The organism is Rossellomorea sp. NRS-1567 (genome assembly GCF_050467885.1).
In the GTDB taxonomy this organism is placed as follows: domain Bacteria; phylum Bacillota; class Bacilli; order Bacillales; family Bacillaceae_B; genus Rossellomorea; species Rossellomorea aquimaris_C.
This window is the reverse complement of the sequence record NZ_JBITPL010000007.1, coordinates 147,771-167,126: the sequence shown is the minus strand read 5'-3', so window position 1 is coordinate 167,126 and position 19,356 is coordinate 147,771. Positions and strand designations below refer to the sequence as shown.

The window sequence follows — 19,356 nt, the reverse complement described above, 5'->3', positions numbered from 1 at the left end:
GGGAGTGGCCACTTTTTATTTCTAAAAACAGGCTTAGAACCTTTTCTAAGTCTGTTTTTTTTCAGCACTGGTCAAATAGTTCACTTCTTGAAATTAAGGATGTGATGGATAGATTCTTGGCACATCTTATGATAATAATCGTGGAGGGCATCATCATCCCTCATCAGCCATTGAATCAGACTTCCGTCTATCATGGCACGGATACTTTTAGCTGCTTGTTTGATGTTCTCCACTTGAAAGATATCTTCTTTGATTCCCTGTGTGATGATGTTTTCACCGATAGACCAACAGTTTTCATAAAATATCTGGTTGATTACTTTGTAGCGGTCTTCGTTTTTGATTTGTGACAGGAAGTCCAGATATACCCGGTAGAATGTTTTGTTTTCGGCGGGACTGATGAATACCTGGTTGAGATAGGCTTCCAGCTTCTCGGCAGCTGTACCTTTTTCTTCGATGGATTCAGCTTCTTTTTCATAGATTCTGGTTGTGAGCCATTCGAAAAGGTTGGCGAATACATCGCCTTTATTTTTGAAATAGTAGTTGGTCACACCTTTACTGACGTCCGCATAATCGGCGATATCCTGTAAGGTTACGGACTCATATCCTTTTTCCGATGCGGCTTGAAAGGCGGCCTTTAGTATTTGTTTGCGTCGTTGTTCAGCTTTTTTAGCCATCGTAACATCGAACCTCCATTTGGAACTATTCCCATTATACAACTTTTTGATTGGCTGGACAAAATAAATTGACCGGTCAGTATAAAATGTACTATGATGAACCTAATCAATTTGAAAGGGGAATGATTCAAATGTCAAAATCTTTTAAAGCTCTTGTTGTGAATAAGACCGAGGAAGACTTCTCAGTGAACGTTGAATCTCTGTCCATGGATGACCTGCCGGAAGGAGATGTGACCATACAGGTCCATTATTCCAGTGTGAATTATAAAGACGGCTTAGCGAGCATTCCAAAGGGAAATATCGTGAAATCATATCCGTTTGTACCTGGGATTGATCTGGCCGGGATTGTCACGTCATCAGGAGATTCCCGTTATAAAGAGGGTGACAAGGTGATTGTGACCAGCTATGAATTAGGCGTTTCCCATTACGGTGGTTACAGTGAATATGCAAGGGTCCCTGCTGAATGGGTAGTCCCATTGCCGGAACACTTGACCATGAAGGAAGCTATGACCTTCGGAACGGCAGGATTTACTGCAGCCCTGTCCATCCATCAATTAGAGAAGAAGGGATTGACTCCTGAAGATGGTCCCGTTTTAGTGACCGGGGCGACAGGAGGCGTCGGAAGTATGGCGGTTTCCATGCTTGCGAAACGGAATTATGACGTCATCGCCAGTACAGGGAAAGAATCCGAACATGAGTACCTAAAGAAATTGGGGGCGAAAGAAATCATTTCCCGTGAAGACGTAACGCCCGAGAAGATTCGCCCGATTGGTAAACAACGCTGGGCGGGTGCCATCGATCCTGTCGGTGGTAAGACATTGGCAGCCGTATTAAGCAATACACAGTACGGAGGATCCGTTGCTGTTAGTGGATTGACCGGGGGTGGGGACGTTCCGACAACGGTATTCCCATTCATCCTGAGAGGCGTGAACTTATTGGGGATCGATTCGGTTTATTGTCCAAAAGACTTGAGAGTAACGTTATGGGAGCGCATGGCGACAGACTTGAAGCCTGATGGATTACATGACATTCAGAATGAAGTTTCATTCAATGAGCTTCCTCAGACCTTGTCTGATATTCTTGCGGGGAAGGCAAGAGGGAGAACGGTTGTAAACATTTTAGAATAGGGGATTATATGAATTATCTGATTTAGTGTGACCTCACTGATACCGCCTCTCATTTTGGACCAATTGTAAAGAATCTTTTAAAACGCCTCTTCCTTGTAGGGAAGAGGCGTTTTCGTTCCTATTATGACAACCAAGTTCCAATTGCTTCACCCATTTTGACGGGGCCTGTTTTCCCATTAAAGCTGAACGTACCTTTTGGAACGCAAAGCACGACTGTCGAGCCAAATGAGAAGTACCCATACGGATCTCCCCGATGAACGACATTTGCCTCATTCGTCCGGACGATCGAATTCACATTCAATGCGCCGACCATGACATGGGCAAGAGGGGATCCTGCCACATCGAACCGGGAGACCAGGCGATAATTCCGGGTGAGGGGACGTAGGCCGTGAGTCAGTCCAATTTCGTTTACGGGGGCTGCGTCTTTCCCCAGGGTATAGACTTCCTCAACCGTAGCATCAATTGGAACGTGAACCCGGTGATAATCGGTTGGGCTTAAGTAGAAGATGAGAACCTGGCCACCGGCGTAGGGTTCTGCTTTTGTTGATGATCCCAACAGTTCTTCCACCGTATATTCCTGTTCCTTGACCGTGAACGTGCTTTCCAGGGTCAAGTCATTGACAACGGATAAATATCCGTCGCACGGGCTGACGAATGCATCGGCAGAGTCAGCGATGGGGCGCGCTCCGGGTTTCAATTCCCTTGTGAAAACGTCGTGAAGGGAGCCATATTCACGGATTCCCCTAGTGGCTTCCTCCATGTTCAGCTTATACAATTTCGCAAAAGAGCCGATGAACGGCTTGCTCGCCTTAGATTGTGCAAACGAACGCAATCCTTTTGCGATGATGGGATGTCCATTTAATTCGAATATTCTTCTGTAAAATTTGGTCCTGATCATTTGTTGTCACTTCCTTTAGGGTCTGGTATGAGCATTTGTATGAGAGAAATCTTATCGTTTTCTTTAGAGGGTCTGTTCGATTTGAATTTAGTCAAAAGCTCGTTCATGCCTTCATTCAACTCTTTGAGCTCGTCGGGTGTAAGGTAAAGGTCCAACTGATTATATCCGAACGAATCCCCGGCCGGATCCGGATGATTCAGGAGGTAGCTTCTAGCCTGGCCTGTCACGGAAGAAAGGAAGGTCATGAACAATTTTAAATGTTCTTCGCCTGTCAGCTGCCCCGGCTCTTCAACGGACATATATGGGTTGTCTTCCTGCATGGCATAGGTTTTTTCCACTGCACCCCGAATCTTGCGTTCGTGGATGACATATATGATCTCACTTTTTGTCAATCGATTTAAATGGCGGTAAAGTGTGGCTTGAGGGACATCTGCCATCCATTCCTTCAGCTCATTTACAGTAGCTGCTCCCTTAGATAGATGCTGTATGATGCGCATCCTAATGGGATGAAGGATCAAGTCTGTATTTAGGTTGGTCATAAGATTCAATCCTTTTTATTTGTTATTGTTATTGATATTGATAATAAAAGAGAATAGTGTATCTGTCAATAGGGTAAGGGTGGAAAGGTTGTTATGTTTGAATTGAAGTCAGGCTGCTCCATTTTGTCTATTTTTGGACTGAAAATGACTTTAGAATCTTTCAATAGATGGAGCGGGATCGTATACGGGTCTTGGGGGACCGGATATTGAGTGAAGAGCTTGATATGAATCCCCTTCTCTGGGGAAATGCTCTGGATTGGATCCTTGCTGAAAAAAGAGCCACAGCTAAAAAAACACGCCTCATCCTTTAATGGAGAGGCGTGTTTATTCTATCTGCGCTTATTTCAAATCAAACCGATCCGCATCCATCACCTTCACCCAAGCGGCAACAAAATCACGGACAAATTTTTCTTTGTTATCATCCTGCGCATACACTTCTGCAAGAGCACGAAGGACGGAGTTTGAACCGAACACCAGGTCAAATCGTGATGCCGTACGAACCACTTCACCCGTCTTGCGGTCGAGGCCTTCATACTGGTTGAAGTCGGTCGGTTTCCACTCAATACCCATGTCCAGCAGGTTCACGAAGAAGTCGTTTGTCAATGCACCGACGCGGTCCGTGAAAACACCATGTTTCGAATCACTGTGATTGGCACCGAGGGTACGCATACCGCCTAACAGGACCGTCATTTCAGGTGCAGTCAGTCCTAACAGTTGTGATTTATCCACAAGCATTTCTTCCGGGCTGACAGCGTATTCCTGCTTCTGGTAGTTACGGAATCCGTCTGATACCGGCTCCAATACGCCGAAGTTCTCAGCGTCTGTTTGCTCGGCTGTTGCATCCCCGCGTCCTGGTGAGAATGGAACCGTTACCTCGAAGCCGGCATCCTTAGCGGCTTTTTCAATGGCTGCGTTTCCGCCTAATACGATCAAATCAGCCAGGCTGACTTTCTTATCGAGCTTGCTCTGAAGGTCTTCGTAGACTCCAAGTACTTTCTCAAGCTGCTGTGGTTCGTTCACTTCCCAGTCTTTCTGGGGAGCGAGGCGGATGCGAGCTCCGTTCGCGCCTCCGCGCATATCGGAACCGCGGTACGTGCTGGCGGATGCCCAAGCGGTTTTCACGAGCTCGCTCACGGATAAGCCTGTGTCCAGGATTTTTTCTTTTAAAGAAGCCACTTCGCTATCCGATAAGTCATAGTCCACCGCAGGAACCGGATCCTGCCAGATCAATTCTTCATCGGGAACCTCTGGACCCCAGTATCTTGCTTTCGGACCCATGTCACGGTGAAGGAGTTTGAACCAGGCACGGGAGAAGGCTTCGGCAAACTCTCCCGGATTCTCATGGAAACGGCGTGAAATTTTTTCATAGTCCGGATCCATACGCAACGCCATATCGGCCGTCGTCATCATCGTCTTGACTTTGATGGATGGATCTTCCGCGTCCGGTGCCATATGTTCTTCCGTCATGCCGACCGGTGTCCATTGGGAAGCTCCGGCCGCACTCTTCGTTTTCTCCCATTCATAGCCGAACAGAAGGTCGAAGTAGCCGTTGTCCCATTTCGTCGGATTCGTCGTCCAGGCACCATCGACACCGCTTGAAATCGTGTCTCGGCCTTTTCCGCTTCCGTGTGAGCTCAGCCAGCCGAACCCTTGAGTCTCAAGATCCGCCGCTTCGGGATCGTCCCCGACTAGGTCAGCGTCACCTGCTCCATGGGCCTTACCGAATGTGTGACCGCCTGCCACAAGGGCCACGGTTTCATAATCGTTCATCCCCATGCGTCCGAATGTATCGCGGATATCACGGGCACTACCCAGTGGATCGGGTTCTCCGTTCGGTCCTTCCGGGTTAACATAGATCAGACCCATCTGTACCGCAGCGAGTGGATTTTCTAGCTCACGGTCGCCGGAATAGCGGTTGTCAGCAAGCCACTCTTTCTCATTACCCCAATACACATCTTCTTCAGGATGCCAGATGTCTTCGCGACCTGCACCGAATCCGAACGTCTTCAAGCCCATGGATTCAAGAGCAACATTACCTGTTAACACAAGCAGGTCAGCCCAGGAAATCTTATTCCCATACTTTTGCTTGATCGGCCATAACAGGCGCCGGGCTTTATCAAGGTTGACGTTATCCGGCCAGCTATTGAGGGGAGCAAAACGCTGTGAACCTGATGAACCGCCTCCGCGTCCGTCGGTTTCCCGGTATGTACCTGCTGCGTGCCAAGACATCCGGATGAAGAATGGACCATAGTGACCGTAGTCGGCAGGCCACCAATCCTGGCTGTCTGTCATCAGGTTGTGAAGATCCTGCTTCAGGGCATCGTAATCCAGCTTCGAGAATTCTTCCTTATAGTTGAAGTTTTCCCCCATTGGATTCGACTTTGTGTCATGCTGGCGAAGGATGTTCAAATTCAGCATGTTCGGCCACCAGTGTTTATTCGTCGTACCACCTGGAGCCGTCGTCGTCGTGATGGCGCTATCCTTGTGGTGGGTTACAGGGCACTGGCCTGCAGCTGCGGAGTGATCTTTTTGGTCTGGGCGATTGTTGTTTTCCATTTACATTCTCCTTTCAGATATGTGACACTGGCTTGAATAAACCATTACCATTTGCTAGAGGTGAAGAGTTAGATTATTATGATAATTCTTACTTATATTATAGTGGACGTAGAGTCTGATTCAAAGTGAGAAGTGTTCAATCGACGGATTTTTATGGAAAATGTATCAAGTAGAAGGCTTCTTATAGAATAAGAGTAAGTCGAGGGGGAATAACATGAATGAAACAGATTTCGAATATGTCTTCTTAGGTGAAGGGAAACGAACCGGCTGGTCCGAACCTGTCCATTGATTCTGCTTCCATGATAAAATATGTTGATAAAATGAATGACGGTTAGGGTGTATGTATATGAAACTATTGTTGGTAGAGGATGATCGGACGATTGCGGCCGGGTTGGAGTATTCGCTGCGTCAGGAGGAATATGAGACGATTCTTTGTTATGATGCGGAGTCTGCCAAAGCGATGATTCATGGTAGGTTAGAGGAAATCGATTTATGTTTGTTTGATTTGTCGCTTCCTGATGGGAGCGGCTATGATTTGTGTGAGATGGTGAAGAAGCGGGACGATAAGCCGGTGATCTTTTTGACAGCGCTGGATGACGAAGTGAACGTCGTGATGGGGCTGGATATGGGTGCGGATGATTATATTACGAAGCCGTTCCGGGTCCGTGAGCTGCTATCCCGTATCAGGTCGGTGCTCCGGAGATATCATAAACAACCGGCACAGGCAAACGTGTGGCTCGATATTGAGGATATCCGGATTAACACGTTGGAGGGTAAAGTGTATAAGAATGGTGACGAGGTAGTATTGACCGCTTTGGAATACCGGCTTCTCCTCATCTTTGCCAAGCACGTCGGACAGGTGCTGACGAGGGCCCAGCTTCTTGATCGGATCTGGGACGTGGCCGGTGATTTTGTCAATGACAACACGTTGACCGTTTATATTAAGAGGCTGCGGGAAAAGCTGGAGGACCAACCACAGCGGCCAACGATCATCAAGACCGTCCGCGGTATGGGATATAAGGCAGGCGATTGATATGTGGCGGAATCGGGAAGTTCAATGGTTTTTCATCAGTCTTTTATCCATCAGTCTTTCGGCATTCATATTGGCAGGTTTTCTGTTTTCGATTCGGGTTGCATTGTTTGTGCTGGTCACATCCGTTTTGCTAGCAGGATGCAACTTTATCTTTACAAGGTGGCGGTACAGTGAAATTGAAAAGCTTTCGGGTTACTTGAGGAAAATCAGCAGCGGGGATGACAGCCTTGATGTCCGGGATAACCAAGAAGGGGAGCTCAGTATATTAAAGAATGACATCTATAAGGTGACCTTGATGCTGTCTGAGCATCGTTCATTTTTAGAGAAGGACAAACTCACTTTGACCAACGCCCTTTCTGATATCTCACATCAGTTGAAGACACCTCTTACCTCGATGATGGTGATGGCCGATCTCTTAAGTGACAGCACATTGGAGGAATCAAAGCGTTCCGAATTCACTCAACATATCCGGGTGCAATTGGAGAGGATCGAGTGGCTTGTTTCTTCGCTTTTGAAATTATCCAAGATCGATGCAGGAACCATTTCGTTTAAGAAAGACAAGGTGGTCGTCCGGGATCTGATTCAGAGTGCGGTGCAGCCTGTCTTGATTCCAATGGATATTAAAGAGCAGACATTGAACATAAGCGGGGACGAATCGGTCACGTTTACCGGTGATCTTCGCTGGACGGCCGAGGCCCTCATTAATATTCTGAAAAATGCTGTGGAGCACACGGGAGAAGGAGGAGTGATCTCCATTTCATTTTCGGAGAATCCGCTCTACACTGAAATCATCATTGCGGATAATGGAGACGGGATTCCAAAAGAAGATCTTCCATACATATTCAGGCGTTTTTACAAGGGCAAGAATGCAAGCGACGACAGTGTCGGAATCGGTCTGGCGATGGCTTACAGCATCATCACCAGTCAGCAGGGGGATCTTGAGGTCCGAAGTGAAAAAGGAAATGGTACCGTGTTTTCGATTAAATTTTATAAATAGGAGGGTGTTTATTCTTGCTCCCCGTACCCCCTAAAGTGAATAAATTGTCACTTTCATAGTCACTTTAAAGTCATATTGGACAGATATACTGGGGTCTACATCAACATTATGGAGGTACCAAATGAATATTTTACAAATTGAAAATCTGTCTAAGATATATGGCAAAGGGGAAACGGCGGTCAAGGCACTGGATGATGTCTCATTCTCTGTAAGAAAAGGGGAATTCGTGGCGATCATCGGTCCTTCTGGATCGGGGAAATCTACTTTGCTTCACCTGCTTGGGGGCGTCGACCGTCCGACAAGCGGGAAAGTGCTAATCGATCAAACCGATATTTATCAATTGGATGAAACCCAGCTGGCTGTTTTCAGAAGAAGGCAGATCGGGTTGATCTATCAGTTCTACAATCTGATCCCGATTTTGACGGTGGAAGAGAACATCACCCTTCCCATGTTATTGGATCAGCATAAAGTGGACCAAAAGCAGTTGACGGATCTAGTGTCTACATTGGGCCTACATGAAAGGCTGAACCATCTTCCGAACCAATTATCCGGGGGACAGCAGCAACGTGTATCCATCGGGAGAGCGCTGATCAGTAATCCTGCAATCATTCTTGCGGACGAGCCGACAGGAAATCTCGACAGCAAGAACTCTACCGAAATCATCGAACTTTTAAAAATATTCAACAAAACCTATAACCAGACATTGATCATCATTACCCATGATGAACGGATTGCGCTGCAGGCAGATCGTGTGATCGAGATCGCAGATGGAAAGATCGCTAAGGATGAGGTGATCCGCCCGTGAATATCATCAACAAACTGACGTTACGGCATCTGAAAGAAAACAAAAGAAGAACCCTTGTGACCATCACCGGGGTGATCATCTCGGTGTCGATGATCATGGCCGTTGCGACACTCGGCGTGTCATTCCTGGACATTATGAAAAGACAATCGATAGCCGACAATGGCGAGTGGCATGTTCAATATCAAAACGTCAGCCCCGATCAAATTGAAGCAATAGCGAATGACGAGGATACGGGAAGCTTGCTCCTATCCAATGAATTGGGGTATGCAAAGCTCGATGGGGCCAAAGTGGAAGATAAGCCCTACTTATTTATAAAAGAATATAATGAAGAAGGCTTTAAGCAGTTTCCGATCGAGTTGAGTAAAGGCCGCCTGCCTTCCGATGAACAGGAAGTGGTCATTTCTGAGCAAATCGCGAATGATGCCGGTGTTCAGTATAAGATCGGGGACCAGATCAAACTGGCTATCGGGAGCCGGATGATGGAGGGGGAAAGCGAGCCATTGGGACAGAATGACTCGCTCCAAAGGGATGGAGAAGGTATTAAGGAAAGGCTTGAAGTGAACTCCATGGAGACCTTCACAGTTACGGGCATCATAGAAACCCCATCATGGGAACCGGCATGGTCTCCAGGTTATACAGTGCTCGGCTATATCGATAAGAGTTCCTTGAATAAGTCGGATATGGTGGATGCGATTGTGGTGTTGGACAAAGTGAACTCCTCCGTCTTTGAGCATGCCGGGAAACTGGCAAAAGAGAATGGGATTGGGAAAGTGGCTTTCAATGATGAATTGCTACGCTACTACGGTGTGACGGACAATGACAATCTCCGCTTCACCCTGTTTTCCTTACTTGGGATCATCATGGCCGTCATCATCATCGGTTCGGTATCGCTTATTTATAATGCATTTGCCATCAGTGTATCTGAACGATCCAGACACTTAGGGATGCTTTCGAGTGTTGGGGCGACGAAGAAACAGAAGAGAAATTCCGTCTTTTTCGAAGGGATGGTCATCGGAGTCATCAGCATCCCCCTTGGTTTATTGGCAGGGGCGTTGGGGATCGGAGCTACCTTTTGGTTTATCAATACTTATATTGACGGAGCATTGGGCATTTCTGAGAGGCTTCAGGTCGTCGTCACGCCGTCAACAGTCCTGGTTTCCTGTCTGATTTCAAGCGCGACAATTTTTATTTCTACGTATCTGCCTGCACGAAAAGCCTCGAAGATTTCAGCAATCGATGCGATCCGCCAGACGCAGGATGTCAAATTGACTGGTAAGACGGTCAAAACGTCCAAGCTCGTCCGGAAGCTGTTCGGGTTGGAGGCGGAAATCGGATTGAAAAATCTGAAACGGAATAAACGGCGTTACCATGCGACGATTTTTTCCCTGGTGATCAGTATCGTTCTCTTCTTATCGGTGTCTTTCTTTACAGATAACCTGAAGAAATCGGCAGTCATGTCCCAGGAAGGGACGAATTTCGATATTTCCGTATCGGCCAATACCGGGGATACAGAGCAATTGGAAGACTTGGTTCAACTGGAGAATATCACAGCATACAGCGTCCAAAAAAGTCTGAGCTCGACTGCCCTTATTGACAAAGACAAATTTCCTCAGGAATTGAAGGTCATGATCAAACGGGATAACATTCCCCTTGATGATGGACGTTATCAATACTATGTGAACTTACATGGATTGGATGAACAGAGCTTTAGAGACTTTGCCAAAAAAGCAGGCGCAGAACTCGAGATGTTCGACGATCCCGAGAAGCCAACAGCCATCGTCATTGATCAGATTTCCTATCACGATCCGACCACGACCAAGTTCATCGAGGCCAAATCGATCGTAACCGAACCGGGAGACGTCCTCGATTTGATCTTCACGAACTATGATACAGAGAAATCGAAACCTTTGGGATCGTTTACGATCGGGGCCATGACAGACCAAGTGCCAATGGGTGTCCGTACCGCAATGATGGGCGGATTGGATGTCATCGTACCGATGAAAACGATGGATGCCTTGATGGATGACGAGATGAAAAAGGAAGTCCGCAGCCAGTTATATATGAACAGTACCGACCCGATGGAAACCCAGAAAGCCCTTGAAGAAGTGGTGCCATCGAATCTGTATATATATAATGTCTATCAAGACAGGCAGCAGGAAGAACAGCTCATCCTGTTCCTGTCAGTCTTCACATATGGTTTCATTGCGCTGATTTCATTGATATCCATCGCGAACATCTTCAATACGATTTCAACGAGCATTTCCTTGAGAAAAAGGGAATTCGCCATGCTTAAATCCGTTGGGATGACCCCAAAAGGATTTAATAAAATGATCAACTATGAAAGCATCTTTTACGGAGTCAAATCCTTGCTGTTCGGGCTGCCGATCAGTATCGGTGTCATGTATCTGATACACAGATCTGTTGGAGAGACCTTCGATTACGGATTCGTGCTGCCGTGGATCGATATCCTATCTGTCATCGCTGCGATTTTCATCATCGTCAGCTCGGCCATGCTTTATTCAATCGGAAAGGTCAAGAAGCAGAATATCATTGAAGGATTGAAGCAAGAGAATATATAGACGAAAGGAGATGGGCTTTTAGAGGCTTATCTCCTTTTGTGGTGGAAAGAAGGAAGGGCGGTAACATTTCTTGAAACTCAAATAAAAGAAGGAATTAAGGCAAACTTGTCAAATCTATTCAAAAGCACGATATTTTAGGAGGTCATTCCATTTGAGTATCCCTTTCGAAGTAAATAGAAACTTTCAGGTCTCCAAAGAATTAGCCTATAGGAGTCTATTAGACCTTGATTCTGCCAAACACTGGATGCAAGGGTTGGTGGAAATAGAGAGAATGGATGAAGGGCAACTCCGTGAAGGCAGTCAGTGGAAAGAGACAAGAAAGATGTTCGGCAAAGAAGCTACGGAACATTTTGAAGTAGTGGAGCTTGTAGAACCTGAGAAGATAGTGCTGCGATGTGACGGTACGAAGGGGACGACAGGAAAAGGAGAATTTGTATTTACCTATTTGCTGACTTCATCTGGTGATCAAACAGAAGTAACGTTACTTGGTGAAATCAGAGGACTGACCGGACTGTCGAAATGGTTCGGTAAATTAATGGTAGGCGCATTTAAGAAGGCTTGCGCAAAGGATTTGGATTCTTTGAGAGATTATTTGGAGAAAACGAAAGTGATAAGCTCCTGAAGTGTATATCCACCGGGAGCAAACTCCAGGTTCAGTTTGAAAAAACGATTGCGCCAGCAGGGGCCCTTTGCTATGATTATCTTACTTATAAAAGAAATGGAGGTTTTCCTGTTGACAGCATCAATCAGATTGCGTTTCCCGCTTTTCACTCGTTAATTGAATACGTTTGAAGGCTCTGCCTATGTTCGGAGCAATGGGATTGATCTGTCTATTTTTAAGGAAACCTGTATTTGTCGGTATTTTTAAAGAGGGGAGGAGTCTCCCTTCTTTTTTGTGTCTTTAAAACTAGTAGGCAAGGCTTGTTTTTATACTAAATAATAGAAATGAGTTGGTGGGAAATGAACATAGTAAATCATAATCATAAGGAAGATTGGTTAAGGAATATCATTCTCTTTCTAAGCAGTCAGACGATCTCGTTATTCGGGTCGTCCCTGGTGCAATACGCGATCATGTGGCATATCACGTTAGAGACGGAGTCGGGATTGATGATGACGTTGTTCATCATTTGCGGATTTATTCCGACCTTCCTCCTGTCCCCGGTTGCGGGTGTGTGGGCGGATCGCTATAACCGGAAGCTGCTGATTGTGTTATCGGATGGACTGATCGCGACTTCAACGCTGGTTCTCGCGATTCTCTTCTTAATGGGATACGATTCAATCTGGCTGCTGTTTGTCATGGCAGCGGTCCGGGCCCTTGGAACCGGGATTCAGACACCGGCTGTCGGTGCAATTTTGCCGCAGATTGTCCCAAAGGAGAAGCTGACGAAGGTGAACGGGGCAAACGGAAGCATTCAGGCTGTCATTATGTTCGTGTCCCCAATGGTCAGTGCGGCATTACTTGGGATGGCATCGATTGAAATCATTTTCTTCATCGATGTCATTACGGCAGCCATTGCAATCATCACACTGCTGGCCTTTTTAAAGATCTCGGTGCATGAGAAGGCAGCGGAGAAGCAAACAACAAGCTACTTCAGTGACTTCAAACAAGGCTTGCAATATGTCAACAGCCATGGGTTCCTGAAGAAGTTCTTCCTGTTTTTCTCCATCTTCTTTGTTCTGATGGCACCTGCGGCCTTTTTGACTCCGCTGCAGGTCACCCGGAGCTTCGGCGATGATATTTGGAGACTGACGGCCATCGAAATTGCCTTTTCCATTGGGATGATGGCAGGCGGAGCCATCATTGCTTCCTGGGGCGGGTTTAAAAATAAGATTGCGACGATGACCTTCTCAAGTCTGATTATGGGATTCTGCACCTTCGCTCTTGGCATCGTGCCGGTCTTTTGGTTCTATCTCGTCTTCATGGCTTTATTCGGAGTGGCCATGCCGATTTTTAATACACCGACAATGGTGTTACTGCAGGAGAAAATCGAAGAGAATTACCTGGGAAGAGTCTTCGGGGTCATGGGGATGATCTCCACCTCGATGATGCCGATTGGAATGCTGATATTCGGACCCTTGGCAGATATCATCGCCATTGAATGGCTCCTCATCGGAACAGGCGTATTGACCATTCTCCTTTCCGTCATGCTGGGCCGTGACCAAGTGCTGATCGAAGCAGGGAAGCCTGCACCTGCGCCCTGAGTGAGTATAGTCTTAAGAAGAGCTGTCCTTGTGGCAGCTCTTTTTTCTGTCATGAAATAAAGGAACAGCACTATTTAGGGAGAATACTTATACTAAACAGGAGCGTTCGATTTAGTTGTATTGCAAGACAGATGAAAAGAGAGAGGGGACAGGGACATGACCAATAACCCAACACCAGAAAGCGAATTGCCTAAGATGAGTAAGCCCGCGAACCGTGAGCTTCATAACTCCGGGTTTTATCGCCTTGAGCAGTTTACCAGCGTGTCGGAATCCGATATCCTGAAGATTCATGGGGTGGGACCGAAAGCAGTGAGAATATTGAATGAGGCTCTGAAAGAAAAAGGGCTGTCTTTTGCAAAAAAATCATAAACAGATTTAAGGAAAGTGTAGTTATGGTAAGGTGAACAACCTATAAAATAAAGGAAGTGGATAGAATGGATTCACAAACGGTTATGCAGGAGCTTGAAGCACTGGGCAAGGAACGAAGCAAGAAAATGTACATATCCAATGGTGCCCACGAGCCGCTCTTTGGCGTCGCGACAGGTGCGATGAAGCCGATTGCCAGGAAAATCAAGAAGGATCAGGTGTTGGCTGAGGAGCTATATGCAACGGGGAATTATGACGCCATGTATTTTGCAGGTGTCATTGCCGATCCGAAAGAGATGACGGAGGCAGACTTTGACCGCTGGATCGACGGGGCATATTTTTATATGCTGTCCGATTACGTGGTGGCGGTCACTTTGGCTGAAGCCGACATCGCACAAGACGTTGCCGATAAGTGGATCGCAAGTGGTGAAGAGTTGAAAATGTCAGCGGGGTGGAGCTGCTACTGCTGGCTGCTTGGGAATCGCAAGGACGAAGAGTTTTCGGAAACGAAGCTCGCGGGAATGCTGGAGCAAGTGAAAGAAACCATCCACAATGCACCTGAACGAACGAAATCGGCGATGAGTAATTTTGTCACGACAGTCGGGGTTTCTTATGTTCCCCTTCATGAACTGGCTCTTCAGACGGCAAAAGAAATCGGACCTGTTGAAATGGTACGGGAGGGGAAAAAGAACAGCACCCTGAAGGCTGCCGATGATATTCTGAAGCAAGTGGAGAAAGGGAAGATCGGGTTTAAGCGGAAGTATGTGAGGTGTTAGGACGTATCATTTAATATGGAATGGAACAATAGCATCCCCGGATCATCGTTTCCGGGGATGCTATTGTTTTCAAGGGAGTAAACAGTCATTATTTTTTCTTCTTACTCCCTGCAGATTTGATCGGAATCTCCACCTAAATCCATGGTCCCTATGGATTTTGATAACAGTTTAAGTTGTTCCTCTAAGGAAAGATCCTTTTCCTTATCATGCTTTGGAATTTGCTTTGTCATCGGTTCATCAACTCCCTTTTCAACGACAATCTTCTAGAATAAGGTTTACCCAATATCACTTAATATTATCCGAACAATCTACTCTGTTCCATAAAATTCCACATTAGTCAATGCAGAATCCAATTATTAACAATTCACCACAATCATTTGTCCAATTAACAAATAAAGTAAAACATCCTATACATAATGCAATGGATACCTTACATTTAAGATAATAAAACCATTAAAGGAGAAATATGGTAGATGTTGAATAATTCTGTTCGTGAATTGCGTGCCAGGTTCCGGTTTACCCAGCAGGATCTGGCTGATCGAATCGGCGTCACCAGACAGACGATCGGATTGATCGAAAAAGGGGATTATGCACCGTCCATTACGCTGGCTCTAAAGATTGCACACGCATTTGACGTGCCGGTAGAAGAGATATTTCGCTTGGAAGAGGAGAGAGGTTCATGTTAAAGAAGATATTTCAGTCACCACTGTTCAATGCCGTTCTCGTCATCGGCTTTGGGATCATCATGTTGGGAGATCATTATTCGGCCCATATCCCGGATTGGCTCGTGGTGGATTCCATGGTGCTCGGGATTCCGCTCCTCATCATGATGGCGATCATTCCTGTTTATAACAGACGGCATCCGGAGAATCGGATCAAGCCGAGCGTGATCCCGATGGAACTGCGGGAAGAAGATGAAGGGATGCAGTGGCTCACCTTCAAGGCGACGAGAAAGGTGTATATCTTCTTTGCCTTCGCGATTCCGATCGGCATTGCGCTGACCGCTTATCTACACCACATTCCTTACTTTCCTATCATTCTATTAATCGGAATGGGCGTCGTTCAATACCTCATTTATTGGTTCCAGATGAAGCGGTTCAGCTAAAGGGGGAAACAGATGGATACTCAGTTGATAATCTCAATCATCATACTCATTACCCTGGCGGAAGTCGGCGCCGTCATCCTGTTTGTGAAATACAGAAGGGGGGATATGGACAGCAATCCGTTCATGACCATCCTGAAAAAAGAGTGGATCATATTCTTCTATGCCCTGTTCAGATGGAAGAAGAAGAAAGGCAATGACAAAGGAATCCAGAGCTATTATTATCACAAAGGATCGAATTACTTCTGGCTGTTCATCGCGCTCCTTCATGAACAAGTAATTGAAGGAATCGTCTTTCACATCTACTTAAAGGAAATCGATCCCCTCAGGGCAAATATCCTCGTTGTGCTCCATGTCTACAGCATCCTCTACATGCTGGGAGACTATAACTTAGTCAGAAACTCACCGATCCGGATAAAAGGGAACAAAGTCGTCATGAACATCGGGGTGAGAAGGTCATTGACCTTTCATATCAGGGATGTCGCAGCCATTCAGCCTGCAAGGACGCAGTATAACAAGGGCGGCGGCATCATCCACGAGAAAAATGCCTATCATGTCAGCATGCTTCCAAGAGTGTTCACCCGTGTATTCGGCATGATGGATGAACTGAAATATGAAATCATCTTCAAGGAGCCGATTTACGCCAGGGGTTATTTCGGTCAGAAAAAAGAAGTGAAGAAAGCTTTGCTATCAATGGACAATCCGGACCCATTCATCATGGACCTTCAGGAAAAAGTGGACGGCTATGATGGCAGCGAATACATGGAAGAACATCGATTGGTCGCTGCCGCTCATGAGGGAAAAAGACCGAGTATCATCAACTGGAAGGTCTATTTCACCCTACTTGTCCTGAACATACTGGGAGCTTTAGCGATTTCCCCCTATGCCATGGCGCGGGAGAATCTTCATGAAGTCATGGGATTGAGCAAGTTGTCCTTCACCGTGTTCTACGTCATCCAGGTGCTGCTGGAAGCGGGAATCCTGCTATTCATCGCCTTATGGCTTGCGAAGAAGGTGAAGCTCAAGGCTCCGATCCTCGAAGCCTTTTTCAACAAGAACCAACCGCTTCATTCTTTTAGAAAACCAGTCTTAAAATCCGCCCTCTATGGGGTACTCGCAGGTGTGGCCATCAGCATCTTCAGCCTGATCGTATCGAAGCCACTCGGAGTGGACAATTCTTCACTCAATGAACCCACTTGGTGGCTCGGGACATTGGGGTCATTCGGAGCGGCCGTGAATGAAGAATCGATCTTCCGTCTTTTCCTTGTCACGCTGCTGATTTGGCTGCAGATGAAAATGTTCAAAGGAACGGCGACAAAAGTGAAGAAATGGTCGGCCATTGTCCTTGCCTCCTTAGTCTTCGGCATCATGCATTATGGTGTGGCGGCATCTAATTTTGAGATGACCCTGGGCATATTCCTCAGCATGCTCGTCATCAATGGGATAGGAGGGCTTGTGTTCGGGGCACTCTTCGTCTTTGTGGGACTTGAATTCGCCATGATTGCTCATTTCACAGCGGATATTGTGCTGCATGTGGTTGGGCCGCGGGTGGTGGAGTGAGGGAGCCATGGGGACTGGTACCTTGGCCCCATTTTGATGTCTGCCCCGTTGCGTTATTGTATGAACGCAACGGGGCAGGCATTTTTTTATGAATTTGAAGTGTTACATAAAACAGTTAGTGGTAATAGTACAACAACCGTGATGGGAATCAGATCCCCTTTTTCATGCAAGATGCAATGTTTCTGCATAATTAGTGGGTAACAATGAACTATAGCAGATATCAATTACAGAAAAGGAGATGGTCATTTGTTAGAATTGATTGGCGAATCTGCGAAGACCTCACTGGGGTATTTCTGGAAATCCGGTTGGGCATTCGTACTTGGATACTTAATCAGTTCCATGATTCAGGCCTTTGTACAGAAGGATAAAATGGTGAAGTATATGGGGAATCCAAGCTTGAAGTCCGTTGGGTTATCGACACTCTTCGGGGCGATCAGTTCCTCCTGTTCCTTTGCAGCCCTGGCAGCAGGGCGGAATCTTTTCAAAAAAGGGGCTCATTTTATTCCGACCCTGGCCTTTCTATTTGCTTCTACCAACCTGGTGATTGAATTAGGTATACTTATTTATATCTTTCTCGGGTGGCAGTTTGTAGTAGCGGAAATGATTGGGGGCATCGTTCTGATCTTTATTACCTGGATTCTTGTGAAAGTCACTTATCCTAAGAAGCTGGTGGAGGAAGCAAAGAATCATGTGGAGGATGAAGGGGAAGACGAAGAAGGATTCGACTGGAAAGAGAAAATCAAGTCCAAAGAGGGCTGGTATCAGGTCGGACATGAATTTGTGATGAATTGGCAAATGGTGTGGAAAGAGATTACGATTGGATTCACCATTGCGGGGATCATGGCCACATTCATTTCGGAAGATACGTGGAAAATGTTCTTCCTCGCCGATCAACCGGACTCGTTTTTAAAGGTACTGGAAAATGCACTGATCGGGCCGATCGTTGCCATGCTCACATTCATCGGGTCCATGGGGAATATCCCCATTGCCACCATACTCGCATCCAGTGGAGTGGCCTTTGCAGGAATAATGGCATTCATCTATTCTGATTTGGTCGTGCCACCGATCGTTGCTGTTCACAAGAAGTATTATGGGTTGAAGACGGCATTATACATTGCAGGAATTTTCTACCTATCCATCATCCTGACAGCGATGGGGATGCATTATGCGTTTACGGCTATCGGGTTGATCCCGGAAAACGCCAAACAAGTGATGAATGAATCACCCTTTCAAATCGATTATACCTTTTGGTTAAACATCGTATTTGCCATTGTCGCGATGGTCTCCATCTATTTAAATCGACTTTTCATGAAATCGGGTCATCACCATTCGATGATGAATATGGAAGGCGACTCGAAAGTGAAGACGATTGTAACATATGTTTGTATCGGATATTTATTGGTTGGAACTGTGGTGCATTTTGTGTGATTCGTTCAGGTAGGTTGCCCGTGACTAGTGGGCAGCCTATTTTTTGTGTGCCGTGCATGTATCGAACATAACAAGGGATTCATTCTTCTACGTCGAACTTAACTTAAGAGATCAATAGGATTGTTTCCTTAACCTGGGCAAGGCATAGAGGTGGAAGGTGGAACAGCATAGAGGAGGAAAGCGTATGAACTTTGAATTAAATGAAGCAATCGAGGTCTTGGAGAGAACTCCGAAGACCCTTGAATATTTCCTTACCGGTTTGTCAAAAGGATGGTTGGAGTGTGATGAAGGGGAAGGGACCTGGAATGCCATTGAAGTTGTGGAGCATTTAATCGAAGGGGAGAAACACAATTGGATTCCGAGATTGAAGATGCTCTTTCAAGAGAGGGAGGGTACGGTGTTTCCTGCTTTTGATCGTTTTTCCCATTTAGAAGAAACCACTTCAAAAAGTCTTGAAGAGAAGATCATGGAATTTGCTTCGCTCAGAGCAACGAATGTGAATGAGTTAAAGGCGTTAGTGGCTCGGCACCCCCTTGATGCAACAGGTATGCATCCTGCTTTCGGAAAGGTCAGCGCACGAGAACTAATCTCCACTTGGGTGGTCCATGATTTGACACACCTTTCTCAAATGGTAAGGGTATTTTCCAATCGTTATATGGAAGATGTCGGGCCATGGAAGGAATATTTAGGGGTATTAAACTCTTAAGCATGAGT

Annotated in this window: 19 protein-coding genes; 14 read left to right on the top strand and 5 right to left on the bottom strand. The window is 46.2% G+C overall.

Annotated features, from left to right (window positions below; all coding sequences use genetic code 11):
- Positions 1-80: 80 nt before the first annotated feature.
- Positions 81-674, bottom strand: a complete 594-nt coding sequence (locus ACIFOD_RS05420) for a TetR/AcrR family transcriptional regulator (protein WP_430313770.1) — start codon at positions 672-674, stop codon at positions 81-83.
- A 131-nt stretch (positions 675-805) separates the two neighbouring features.
- Between ACIFOD_RS05420 and ACIFOD_RS05415 the strand changes: the two genes are divergently transcribed.
- Entirely contained in the window at positions 806-1,801 is a 996-nt protein-coding gene (locus ACIFOD_RS05415) for an NADPH:quinone oxidoreductase family protein (RefSeq protein ID WP_430313769.1), read from the top strand.
- Between the two features lie 121 nt (positions 1,802-1,922).
- Here the strand turns inward: ACIFOD_RS05415 and ACIFOD_RS05410 are convergent, their stop codons facing one another.
- From ACIFOD_RS05410 to katG, 3 genes are all read right to left on the bottom strand, one after another.
- On the bottom strand, positions 1,923-2,699 hold the full coding sequence (locus ACIFOD_RS05410) for a phosphatidylserine decarboxylase (protein ID WP_430313768.1): 777 nt from the start codon (positions 2,697-2,699) through the stop codon (positions 1,923-1,925).
- A complete protein-coding gene (locus ACIFOD_RS05405) occupies positions 2,696-3,238 on the bottom strand; it encodes a helix-turn-helix domain-containing protein (RefSeq protein WP_430313767.1) in 543 nt (180 codons plus the stop codon). Before ACIFOD_RS05405 ends, ACIFOD_RS05410 begins: the two co-directional genes overlap by 4 nt.
- A gap of 339 nt (positions 3,239-3,577) precedes the next feature.
- Positions 3,578-5,794, bottom strand: a complete 2,217-nt coding sequence (katG, locus tag ACIFOD_RS05400; RefSeq protein WP_430313765.1) for a catalase/peroxidase HPI — start codon at positions 5,792-5,794, stop codon at positions 3,578-3,580.
- A 346-nt stretch (positions 5,795-6,140) separates the two neighbouring features.
- On the opposite strand from katG, the gene ACIFOD_RS05395 reads away from it, so the two are divergent.
- From ACIFOD_RS05395 to ACIFOD_RS05360, 8 genes are all read left to right on the top strand, one after another.
- Positions 6,141-6,827, top strand: coding sequence for a response regulator transcription factor (locus ACIFOD_RS05395; RefSeq protein WP_430313764.1), 687 nt, complete (start codon positions 6,141-6,143; stop codon positions 6,825-6,827).
- Between the two features lies 1 nt (position 6,828).
- Positions 6,829-7,824 (top strand): sensor histidine kinase, encoded by a 996-nt coding sequence (locus tag ACIFOD_RS05390; protein WP_430313763.1) that lies wholly within the window; start codon positions 6,829-6,831, stop codon positions 7,822-7,824.
- A 121-nt stretch (positions 7,825-7,945) separates the two neighbouring features.
- Complete coding sequence (locus ACIFOD_RS05385) at positions 7,946-8,629, top strand: ABC transporter ATP-binding protein (protein WP_430313762.1); 684 nt, start codon at positions 7,946-7,948, stop codon at positions 8,627-8,629.
- Entirely contained in the window at positions 8,626-11,208 is a 2,583-nt protein-coding gene (locus ACIFOD_RS05380) for an ABC transporter permease (RefSeq protein WP_430313761.1), read from the top strand. Before ACIFOD_RS05385 ends, ACIFOD_RS05380 begins: the two co-directional genes overlap by 4 nt.
- Before the next feature lie 151 nt (positions 11,209-11,359).
- Positions 11,360-11,830 (top strand): SRPBCC family protein, encoded by a 471-nt coding sequence (locus tag ACIFOD_RS05375; RefSeq protein ID WP_430313760.1) that lies wholly within the window; start codon positions 11,360-11,362, stop codon positions 11,828-11,830.
- 338 nt (positions 11,831-12,168) lie between these two features.
- Positions 12,169-13,410 (top strand): MFS transporter, encoded by a 1,242-nt coding sequence (locus tag ACIFOD_RS05370; RefSeq protein WP_430313758.1) that lies wholly within the window; start codon positions 12,169-12,171, stop codon positions 13,408-13,410.
- Positions 13,411-13,566: 156 nt separating this feature from the next.
- A complete protein-coding gene (locus ACIFOD_RS05365; protein ID WP_430313757.1) occupies positions 13,567-13,779 on the top strand; it encodes a DNA-binding protein in 213 nt (70 codons plus the stop codon).
- Positions 13,780-13,844: 65 nt separating this feature from the next.
- Complete coding sequence (locus ACIFOD_RS05360; RefSeq protein ID WP_430313756.1) at positions 13,845-14,552, top strand: DNA alkylation repair protein; 708 nt, start codon at positions 13,845-13,847, stop codon at positions 14,550-14,552.
- Between the two features lie 101 nt (positions 14,553-14,653).
- Here the strand turns inward: ACIFOD_RS05360 and ACIFOD_RS05355 are convergent, their stop codons facing one another.
- Entirely contained in the window at positions 14,654-14,782 is a 129-nt protein-coding gene (locus ACIFOD_RS05355; protein WP_430313755.1) for a hypothetical protein, read from the bottom strand.
- Between the two features lie 243 nt (positions 14,783-15,025).
- Between ACIFOD_RS05355 and ACIFOD_RS05350 the strand changes: the two genes are divergently transcribed.
- From ACIFOD_RS05350 to ACIFOD_RS05330, 5 genes are all read left to right on the top strand, one after another.
- A complete protein-coding gene (locus ACIFOD_RS05350) occupies positions 15,026-15,238 on the top strand; it encodes a helix-turn-helix transcriptional regulator (protein ID WP_430313753.1) in 213 nt (70 codons plus the stop codon).
- A complete protein-coding gene (locus ACIFOD_RS05345) occupies positions 15,232-15,657 on the top strand; it encodes a hypothetical protein (protein ID WP_430313752.1) in 426 nt (141 codons plus the stop codon). The genes ACIFOD_RS05350 and ACIFOD_RS05345 overlap by 7 nt, the downstream gene beginning before the upstream one ends.
- A gap of 12 nt (positions 15,658-15,669) precedes the next feature.
- A complete protein-coding gene (locus ACIFOD_RS05340) occupies positions 15,670-17,214 on the top strand; it encodes a CPBP family intramembrane glutamic endopeptidase (RefSeq protein ID WP_430313751.1) in 1,545 nt (514 codons plus the stop codon).
- A gap of 246 nt (positions 17,215-17,460) precedes the next feature.
- Positions 17,461-18,642, top strand: coding sequence for a permease (locus ACIFOD_RS05335; RefSeq protein WP_430313749.1), 1,182 nt, complete (start codon positions 17,461-17,463; stop codon positions 18,640-18,642).
- Positions 18,643-18,826: 184 nt separating this feature from the next.
- Positions 18,827-19,348 (top strand): DinB family protein, encoded by a 522-nt coding sequence (locus tag ACIFOD_RS05330; RefSeq protein WP_430313748.1) that lies wholly within the window; start codon positions 18,827-18,829, stop codon positions 19,346-19,348.
- Positions 19,349-19,356: the final 8 nt, after the last annotated feature.

What these genes read in the sequence shown, in the direction of transcription:
- ACIFOD_RS05420 (WP_430313770.1), bottom strand. Translation starts at nt 674, where the DNA reads ATGGCTAAAAAAGCTGAACAACGACGCAAACAAATACTAAAGGCCGCC.
- ACIFOD_RS05415 (WP_430313769.1), top strand. Translation starts at nt 806, where the DNA reads ATGTCAAAATCTTTTAAAGCTCTTGTTGTGAATAAGACCGAGGAAGAC.
- ACIFOD_RS05410 (WP_430313768.1), bottom strand. Translation starts at nt 2,699, where the DNA reads ATGATCAGGACCAAATTTTACAGAAGAATATTCGAATTAAATGGACAT.
- ACIFOD_RS05405 (WP_430313767.1), bottom strand. Translation starts at nt 3,238, where the DNA reads ATGACCAACCTAAATACAGACTTGATCCTTCATCCCATTAGGATGCGC.
- katG (WP_430313765.1), bottom strand. Translation starts at nt 5,794, where the DNA reads ATGGAAAACAACAATCGCCCAGACCAAAAAGATCACTCCGCAGCTGCA.
- ACIFOD_RS05395 (WP_430313764.1), top strand. Translation starts at nt 6,141, where the DNA reads ATGAAACTATTGTTGGTAGAGGATGATCGGACGATTGCGGCCGGGTTG.
- ACIFOD_RS05390 (WP_430313763.1), top strand. Translation starts at nt 6,829, where the DNA reads ATGTGGCGGAATCGGGAAGTTCAATGGTTTTTCATCAGTCTTTTATCC.
- ACIFOD_RS05385 (WP_430313762.1), top strand. Translation starts at nt 7,946, where the DNA reads ATGAATATTTTACAAATTGAAAATCTGTCTAAGATATATGGCAAAGGG.
- ACIFOD_RS05370 (WP_430313758.1), top strand. Translation starts at nt 12,169, where the DNA reads ATGAACATAGTAAATCATAATCATAAGGAAGATTGGTTAAGGAATATC.
- ACIFOD_RS05365 (WP_430313757.1), top strand. Translation starts at nt 13,567, where the DNA reads ATGACCAATAACCCAACACCAGAAAGCGAATTGCCTAAGATGAGTAAG.
- ACIFOD_RS05360 (WP_430313756.1), top strand. Translation starts at nt 13,845, where the DNA reads ATGGATTCACAAACGGTTATGCAGGAGCTTGAAGCACTGGGCAAGGAA.
- ACIFOD_RS05355 (WP_430313755.1), bottom strand. Translation starts at nt 14,782, where the DNA reads ATGACAAAGCAAATTCCAAAGCATGATAAGGAAAAGGATCTTTCCTTA.
- ACIFOD_RS05350 (WP_430313753.1), top strand. Translation starts at nt 15,026, where the DNA reads ATGTTGAATAATTCTGTTCGTGAATTGCGTGCCAGGTTCCGGTTTACC.
- ACIFOD_RS05345 (WP_430313752.1), top strand. Translation starts at nt 15,232, where the DNA reads ATGTTAAAGAAGATATTTCAGTCACCACTGTTCAATGCCGTTCTCGTC.
- ACIFOD_RS05340 (WP_430313751.1), top strand. Translation starts at nt 15,670, where the DNA reads ATGGATACTCAGTTGATAATCTCAATCATCATACTCATTACCCTGGCG.
- ACIFOD_RS05330 (WP_430313748.1), top strand. Translation starts at nt 18,827, where the DNA reads ATGAACTTTGAATTAAATGAAGCAATCGAGGTCTTGGAGAGAACTCCG.